This is a genomic window from Phyllobacterium sp. P5_D12 (genome assembly GCF_054049495.1).
Genome location: NZ_JBFUMG010000272.1, coordinates 1 through 5,911 on the forward strand (window position 1 = coordinate 1; position 5,911 = coordinate 5,911).

Below are 5,911 nucleotides of genomic sequence, written 5' to 3' on the forward strand. Positions count from 1 at the left end.
CAATTAATTACCGGACTTCTTGAAAAAACACCCAAAAAAGGCATTTGAGTCACGCTTGCGTAACGCTGTGAAACATAATCTCATCCCATGGTCGCAAGTTTAACGCATGAAAACAAAACAAAAAAGCATTCAAGCGTGTGGGAGCAAGCGGGCAGTCAGTGGGGGACCTACGCCGGAATTCTAAATATTATATAAACAGTAAACTCAGAATTTCGGCGTAGCACTGGTTTAGTTGGGGGTTTAGTTACAAAATAAAGTTCAGAAAACGACAGGTGAAAGCCACGCATTGCGCGCCCCCCTCCAGGGCGCGTTTTTCTTTGGTGCCTTGCTCAAAATTTTCCAGGAAGAGTTCTACTCTGCACCGCCGGGCCGTTCGGTGTCATCGTCGCTTTCGGCATCATCGTCGGCGGCAAGCCATTGATCGAGAATTGCGACGGACATCGGACCGAGATTGGGAATCAGCGTCAGGTCAAGCTGTCGCGCCCACGCACGCTCGGGCTCCCAATCAGGCGGCATGTTCCACGGGGTTCCGCCAAACTCGATCCACAGTGCATTCACGATGCGTGAATGCACTGTCTTTGAGGGGCAGAATGTCTGCAGGCGATTTCGCATGAATACCCTTGGCAAATGTTGCGTGAGATTGCTTTTCCTGTTCGTTGGCCTGGGGCAGGGCCGGCGCTATGCTCGGCAACTGCCTTCTGCCTTGGATCTGGATGCGCAACGGAGAAACTCTTTGCCACGCGTGGCCAGGAAAGTTCTGGCCGATGCCGGGAACTGGACGGTGAGCCCGGCAATCGCAGGGATAAAGGACGCCATCTCATGGAGAAGGCGGCCCGTTCCCATTGTGTTTTTTCTCCGCTGTTCGTTCAGCGGTTTTCTTCTATACGGCATAACTCGGGCCCCCCAACGACCCCATTCATTTCTCTATTTGCCTCGGCAGTTCCGAAAAACTCAAGGCATTACTACCAAGAGCGTGGTTATATGCCATATAACCTGCGCTCCCCTTGTCCCACCAAGAAGTACCAATAGTTACAACGCAGTACAAATACGGATATTCGGAAAAAATACTATATTTGTATTTATAACTCTTCTTTGTTTCCTAGTTTTTTTGATTCGCTTTTGACAAATAAGTTATAGTATATTGACTTTTCGTCAATAATTAAAATTGATTAACAGTACTAGCGAAACCATAGTAATAATTATTATAGCTCCAGAAACAGGGGCCGTCGCGTTTGAAGTGAGCGATTAATTTCCCGATATTACTTGTGGCGCTTGTGCGCCTGGCGCGTCAGACCTGGATATTTTTGAGCTTTATGAATGCCCAGATCGATTTATTCACGTCGATGACAGCGTCGATTGTCGCTTGAATTCGCTTCATCTCGGCATCGTCCAGCGCTTCGACTTTTCCGTATTTGAGATTGTCGTCCATGTCGACGATTCGCATCAGTTGGGTCGATGCAATGCTGCCTGTCTCATCAAAAGAATAGATACAATGGTTGTATTTGTTTCGCAGACGCTGCTCGCGCGTCATTCTGCTGGTTATCGTTAGTACGGCACTTTTGGTTTCCGGACTTGTCGAGCGAATTTTTGCCAAACGCTCCAGCAGATCGATACGGGCTCTCGTCGTGTTCAAGGTCAGGAAGATGACGGTTGCAGCTTCCTTGTTGGTGCTAAGCAGGTGGGCAATCAGGTAGATGAACAGGCTTTCGGTGTTCGTCCACGTATAGTTGAGTTTGCCCACCAGCATCAATACGTCATTAATGCGGGACATTTTGACTTATACGGCCCGGGCCATCTCAAGCGAGCCGTCCACGCGACCCATCCCCGTAYCGTACGCTTTAAAAGGGGGCTGGTACGCCTCCTGGTCCATGCTGTTCCGGTATACCGCTGCAGCCTGGGTGCGATTGTGAACCCGAAGCTTGCGAATAAGATTATGCACATGAACCTTGACGGTGTGTTCGGAGAGCGACAGGCGATCCGCAATGATCTTGTTTTGCAGACCTTCCGACAGAAGCTCCAGGATCTGAGTTTCGCGGAGTGTCAGCGTCTTGATCTGCTTGACGACACCGGAACTATTTTTTGCTTGGTTGCCGAAAGCATTGGCGTGACCGCCGGCGTTCTTCTCGATTGAACGTATGATAGCCGAAGGATAATATTCACCACCATTCAGCAGCAGCCAGATTACGGCCAGCCAGATATCGAGTTTGAGACTGAAAGGGAGAAGTCCCTGGACCTGTCGGTTGTCGAACAGGCTGTTCAACTCTTGTAAACCGGCGCTGTTTTCATCGATCATCATTGTGATCGATGCGCTGGGAAAGCGCTTTTTGAAACGAGCAATGCATTCGGCTACATCGGCGACAAAGCCACTGTGAATAAGCACGAGACCAACATCTTCATCAAACTTTTCGAATTCGACGAATTTGCTGGAAAGGTGAACATCGATATCGGGAAATGTTCTTTCCAGGGATTGAACCAGGCCCTGAAATACCACTCCCGATTCGGCATAGATGAATATGCCGCTTTTGAATTTTGAGTCGCCCTCAATCTTCGATGCATAATGAATATGGTCAGGTGTTGTTCCACTCATAATAGTTCCCTACGCCCTTTGATGAGAAGAGTATTTCTCTTCAGGATTTATTTGCGTTTTCGCTTAGTCCAATAAGTTCTTTTATTCATTTGCCTCAACCTGACAGTAAGCCCCCGCTACCCGTGTTGATTAATAGAGGATTAATAAATGCCGCGTGACGCGGTCGTGACATAAGCATGGGATGAATTCTGGGCCGATTCGAACTCTTGAAACCGATTTCGCGTGCAAAGACAGTGGTTGTCCGGGCCTTGGCCTCCCCAATATTAATTATACCGAACTTGTAGTTGCCCCTTCTTTGCGCCCATTTGGAGCGCCGTGCTTAGAAAAAACGACCGTAGACGCTCATAACTTAAGGACTAGGCAGAGGGGCAACTCGCGCATCGGGACGCAGCCAGGGGGTCTAAGCAAAATTGGTAGCTTTCGATTGGAGCCTTCGCGGCATAACGTCCGCTGGCTTGGGTTTTGTAGTAGCAGTTTGGGATAGTCCAAGTATCAACCAGTAAACATAAGTACCGTGTCTCGATATGAAGTATTTTGCCCATCGCAAAATCCTGCATCGACGGCTTTTGTTTGCTTGAATCTGACGGCATATGGAGCCTGCATCGTAACCTCGTTTGAAATGCATAGAGGTTTTGCTCGCTCCGATCAAAAATCGGAGAAATAATCATGAGTGGAAACAAAAACAATCAATACAACTGGCACCCAGGTAACAATGGCGATCCATCGGCATCTGCCGATTCAGATGCTGCTGCATCCGCAGCAGCTGCAGCGCTGGCTCTCCAGTTGCAGGCCCAGGGACAGTTGGAAGCACAAGGTCAAGGACAGGGCCAAGGCCAGAGCCAGGATCAGCATTCGAGTTCAGACAATCTTAATCTGAACGGGAATGGTAACGGCAATCTCAATGGTAACCTTAATGGCAATCTCAATGCCAACGGTAACTTCAACGAGAGTGACAATCACAACTCCAATGCTAACGCCAATGCCAACTCCAACACATCGACTACGGATGTGCATGTATCGGTCGATCTCGGTCTGGACGGCTTTCTGCCCACCGATAACGATTTTGCCGATCTCGACCTTACAGGTAACACCTTCGACAACCTGTTCCTGACAGATTCGGGCAGCATCAATTTCGATCCGGGCAACGACGTTCACTTCGACAACGTCTTCAACAATGCATTTAACGGTGCGGGCACAAACACCGGCTTTGCGTTGAACCAGGTTGTCGATCTCGTCGACAATGATTCTCTCTCCGGTGTAAGCCAAGCCAATTCCGGCAGTGTCAATGCAGGGGCAACTGGCGGCATCGCACATGCCGGCGATGGCATCGGCACGGATGACGGCGGCTGGGGCGGCCTTGAAAGCAGCTTCTTCGGTGGCCATGGTTCCGGCGATTTTGGTGCTGGCGACGATCTGTCTGGGGCAAGCTCCGCAGGTGCAGGTGCAGAACTCGCCTCCTCGGCCTTTACGCAGGAAATCGTTCTCGGTGCCAATCTGCAGCAGAACGCCTTCGATGCAACCGTCATCAACGGCGACTACACACACACCTCCGTCGGCGACAGMGACTCCGTATAAAAATAACAACAAGGCGAAACTGCCAGCTTTGACGATGGTCTGCGCAAAACTTGCGCAGACCAGCATGTCAGAGCAAAGCAGATGATTTGCGGGGGAACTATCAAGATGCTTGGGTTTGGCGATCAGATTTCAGAATCCATCGCACACTTCGTGGGCTATTTTCACACTTCGATCGAAGCAGCGCGAGAGCGCATCGAATATCGCGAATTCAAGGCGGCCCCAGAGGGTGGTCCGCATCTCAACGGCATCTTGACCGTTGAAACGTCGCCGGATCAACATTTCGATCCCGGTTCATACCAGCCTAGTTTGCACTATACGCCAATGCCATGGTCGCCTGTGGGCGAAGTCATGATGCCATGGGTGAGTGTTGATCCGATCGAAGTTGATCCGCACGCCGTCAGGCTGCCGCATCATCACACGCATTTGCATTCTTCCGGATCTGGTTTCAGCATAGCCAGCGAGCCGGGCCCTTATTTTGGCCAAGGTCCATCGGAAACTTCGGTCGTCCTCAAACAGACAAGCCATCTGCAGGACAACGACGTCGTCATCATGGGCACAAAAGTGCCCGTCAATCTCGATTTTGCCGATGATGCGGCGTTCGCGCACCTCTCTGCGAATGCGTTCTCGATCTCCAATGCGTTTACAACAGATCATGTGCCGGGCGTAAGCGACATGGCGCAATTCTTTGCCAATGAAACCGCGAACATTCACGCAGCAGCGGATGGTCCACTGGCCTCGACCGCAGGCGTCACTGTCATTGCCGCACCCACGCTAGATGGCCTCTACGTCAACGGCGTTGAGACGACAACAGCTCCGATTTTCGACGACTACATTCCGAACCTGTTGAAGCCTGGTGAAGCCGCCAATTCTCCAGGAACAATCACCACCACTGAGCCCACAGTAATCAGCAGCGAGGATGTTGTCGGGTCAGTAACCGTTCATGCGGGCGGCAACCTCATGGTGAATGAGGTCGTCCTGAACAGCGTGAATTCGGTTGGCGCGCATTTTGCAGTTGGAGGCAACTACTATCACATCGATGCGATCGTTCAGACGAACGCCTACAGCGATACTGATACGTTCGAAAATGGCTTCGCAGGACAACAATCCCTATGCCAGCCATCGACAAATGCCATGAACATCGCGAGTTTCGCCCATCATTTAGATAGTGCGCAACCAGCCGACGCACCCAGTGAAGCATCGGTGTTTCCACAAAACTGGCAGATCACTGTCGTTAATGGCGATCTGATCCAGATGAACTGGATCTCCCAGTACAATTTCATGTCGGACAATGACACGCATGTCCTGACCTCCAGCGGTGTCTACACGTCTATCGTCACGGGTGGAAATATGCAGGTGAATTCGGCATCTTTTGCCGAGCTTTGCAAGTCCTATGATCTGGTTATGATCGGCGGCCATCTCTACGATGGCAACTTCATTTTCCAGACGAACATCCTGTTTGACAACGACAAGTTCACCACCGGCGGCGGCGCCGGCGAATATAATGGGGCTTTGTCCTCGAGCGATAACCTGTTGTGGAACTCGGCCAGCATCGAAAGTGGCGATACCACCAACTGGGCTACCTGTCTTCCGTCGCATTATCTCGAGGCCATGAACGGGCTCGCCAATGGCCACTACAACATGCCGGACGGATTTCACGGGGATCAGATCCTGGAGGGAATCGAAGGTCTGCGTGTCCTCTATATCTCCGGCAATGTCTACGATCTCAATTACGTCCAGCAGGTGAATGTC

5 protein-coding genes are annotated in these 5,911 nt (G+C 50.9%); 2 read left to right on the forward strand and 3 right to left on the reverse strand.

The genetic code is table 11. The annotated features are described in order from the left end of the window. Positions 1–351: 351 nt before the first annotated feature. The 3 genes from ACXJ5O_RS16815 to ACXJ5O_RS16825 all read right to left on the reverse strand — a co-directional run bounded on the left by ACXJ5O_RS16815 (position 352) and on the right by ACXJ5O_RS16825 (position 2,587). Positions 352–612: a hypothetical protein gene (locus tag ACXJ5O_RS16815; RefSeq protein WP_457300885.1), complete on the reverse strand. Its 261-nt coding sequence runs from the start codon at positions 610–612 to the stop codon at positions 352–354. A gap of 676 nt (positions 613–1,288) precedes the next feature. Next, positions 1,289–1,771 carry a hypothetical protein gene (locus ACXJ5O_RS16820; protein ID WP_271892734.1) on the reverse strand — a complete coding sequence of 161 codons (483 nt, stop codon included), beginning with the start codon at positions 1,769–1,771 and terminating at the stop codon, positions 1,289–1,291. Positions 1,772–1,777: 6 nt separating this feature from the next. After that, positions 1,778–2,587 (reverse strand): LuxR C-terminal-related transcriptional regulator, encoded by an 810-nt coding sequence (locus tag ACXJ5O_RS16825; protein WP_457300886.1) that lies wholly within the window; start codon positions 2,585–2,587, stop codon positions 1,778–1,780. A gap of 666 nt (positions 2,588–3,253) precedes the next feature. On the opposite strand from ACXJ5O_RS16825, the gene ACXJ5O_RS16830 reads away from it, so the two are divergent. Together ACXJ5O_RS16830 and ACXJ5O_RS16835 are read left to right on the forward strand one after the other, a co-directional pair. Next, complete coding sequence (locus ACXJ5O_RS16830) at positions 3,254–4,162, forward strand: hypothetical protein (RefSeq protein ID WP_457300887.1); 909 nt, start codon at positions 3,254–3,256, stop codon at positions 4,160–4,162. A gap of 105 nt (positions 4,163–4,267) precedes the next feature. Continuing rightward, on the forward strand, positions 4,268–5,911 hold a 1,644-nt coding region (locus tag ACXJ5O_RS16835), incomplete at its 3' end, for a hypothetical protein (RefSeq protein WP_457300888.1).